3 protein-coding genes are annotated in these 2,460 nt (G+C 64.3%); all 3 read left to right on the forward strand.

What is annotated here, in order from left to right; genetic code table 11:
- The first annotated feature begins 340 nt into the window (after positions 1-340).
- A complete protein-coding gene (locus tag AC27VN_RS38885; protein WP_490880122.1) occupies positions 341-1,105 on the forward strand; it encodes a hypothetical protein in 765 nt (254 codons plus the stop codon).
- Positions 1,102-1,305: a hypothetical protein gene (locus AC27VN_RS38890; protein ID WP_143129343.1), complete on the forward strand. Its 204-nt coding sequence runs from the start codon at positions 1,102-1,104 to the stop codon at positions 1,303-1,305. The genes AC27VN_RS38885 and AC27VN_RS38890 overlap by 4 nt, the downstream gene beginning before the upstream one ends.
- Positions 1,306-1,597: 292 nt before the next feature.
- The coding region (locus tag AC27VN_RS38895) for an AAA family ATPase (protein WP_490880123.1) at positions 1,598-2,460 on the forward strand (863 nt) is incomplete at its 3' end.

Below are 2,460 nucleotides of genomic sequence, written 5' to 3' on the forward strand. Positions count from 1 at the left end.
CGCGCGAGGGCGTCGCGGCCTTCCTGCAGAAGCGCGCGCCGCGTTTCGGCGCGTCCTGAGGTCTGCCGTCGTCTAACGAACCTTGAAGGCTTCGGGCAGGCCGCGATGGACCGCCTGCGTGAGCCTGCGCACATGACGAACAGCCGCAAGGCGAGGCGTCACATCGCGAGAACACGCGCGCACGCGCGATAGCGAGCGTGTCGAAATCCGCGAACCGCGCGGATTTCCTGGCGACGATCTGCGACGGAGGCTTTCGCGTGAGCGGCAATAAGACCACGTCGGGAGAGTTCACGGCTTCAGATGTGACGCTCGGTTACATTGGCGCCGGGAGGATCAAAAAATGGCGATGAGTGCCGACGCGGCGCAGTTTCAGGCAGCGCACTTTGATGCAACGACCTGCAAGGTTGTCGGGGCGACGAACTGGATCAGCGGGCTACTTGGATTTCCGCTGAATGCCCTGCAAATCATCCAGCTTTGCGGTGCTCCCAGCGGATCAACTATCACGCTGACCGAAAAGCTGGCTTGGACTCATGCGGAGTTGCCCGATGGCGAGCAAGTGCCTCTTGGCCTCTTGATCACCGTATCGAATGACGCCTACCTCGAGGAACCGAACGAGTTCGTGATCTACCTCGATGGCCGCATCAACGCAGCGAGCATTTATCTCAAGCTCATCATGTTCAATGATTCTCACAAGGGGATCGCTGGGCATATGGTTTCGCTGATCGCCGCTGCGGCGAACGCAACCTTGCCGGGAGGCGGTACCAGGCTGCGACTGTTCGCAGCAGGAGGGCGAAACTGGGCCGATATGCCTCCTTCCGCGAAGGCTTCAGGTACCGTGCGTCGCTGGGGCGGCTATGTCGCGTGGCCCAAATACGGCTTCGATATGGCTCTTCTCCCCGCGACAGGGGTCATGGCACGCGATTTTCCGTACTATCCGGCCGGCGTGGCCGGTTGCCCCAATGTTTCGGATGTGATAGACCTCAAAGGAGGCCCGGAGTACTGGCGATGTGTCGGGGACGGTGACTACATGAACTTTGATCTCAAGGCGGGGTCACAGTCTCGGGTCAGGTTGGATGCCTTGATGGCGAATTGGAGGCCGAAATGAGCTTGAAAGATTTGCTTGGACTCGTGGTATCGCGATATGCGCATGCGCACAACGTGTCGAGCGGGTCGACGACTCGAGAGCCGGAAAAGATTCCGCGTGCGCCGGTCTTCGTTGAAAAGGCCGAAGATCGCGAGGAAGCAAACAAGCGGATGCGCGACGCGAACCGTTCGCACGCGAATGTCCACCTGGATATGGATTAGCCATTGCCTGAGCTTTGGAAACCATGAAACCGCTCACTTCCAGGCTGTGTAAATAGTCTGCGAGTCGCTTGGACCTAAATGCCCCGCACGAGCGGGGCATTTTCATTGGATCAGGCGCATGAACGAAGGGCTCGGTCCCATCCGGTCCGCCCCTTCATGTTGAGCATCCGCCCGAGGTGGTGGGCCTGGGCTGCTGCCGGTTCAAGGGCATCTTGTGAAGGCGTGTGGACTGCCTTGGTCACGGCTCTGCGGCACACTAGCCGGCTGTTTCGAAGTGCAACGCTTTTTTCAGATGACCGACACATCACTCCAGGCCGCCGCAGAACACGTCCGCCATGCGATCCGATCGGCCACCGACGGCCTCGTCGGTCGCGACCAGCTGGCCGAGCTGATCGTGCTCGCGGCCGTGGCCCAGGAACACCTGCTGGTGATCGGCCCGCCCGGCACGGCCAAGAGCGCGGTGGTGCGGCGCGTGGCGCAGGCGCTGGGCGGCCGCTACTTCGAATACCTGCTCGGGCGCTTCACCGAGCCCTCGGAGCTGTTCGGCCCGGTCGACCTCAACAAGCTGCGCGCCGGCACCGTCGAGACCGACGTGAGCGGCATGCTGCCGGAGGCCGACGTCGCCTTTCTCGACGAGGTCTTCCTGGGCTCCACGGCCATCCTCAACACCCTGCTGGGCGTGCTCAACGAGCGCCGCTTCCGGCGCGGCCACACGCAGCTGCATTGCCCGCTGCGCGTGTGCGTGGGCGCGGCCAATGCGCTGCCCGACGACGAGAGCCTCGCGGCCTTCGGCGACCGCTTCCTGCTGCATGCCTTCATCGAGCCGCTGCCCGACCACCAGCTCGAGGCCATGCTCAGCGGCGGCTGGCGCTCCGACCATGCGCCGGCCGCGGGCGGCGGCGCGCTCGCGGACCTCGACGTCCTCTGCCGCCATCTGCAGCAGGTCGACCTCGGCGGCGTGCAGCCGGCGCTGGCCAATGCCATCCGCCAGCTGCGGCAGGCGGGCGTGACGCTGTCGGACCGGCGCATCGTGAAGTCGCAGCGGCTGCTGGCCGCCGCCGCGGTGCTGGCCGGCCGCCTGCAGACCAGCGAGGCCGACCTCTGGCCGCTGCTGTACGTGCTGCCGACCCACGAGGCGCAGCAGAGCGCGCGCGA

The sequence above is a fragment of the Variovorax sp. 20P10.2.4 genome (assembly GCF_058244205.1).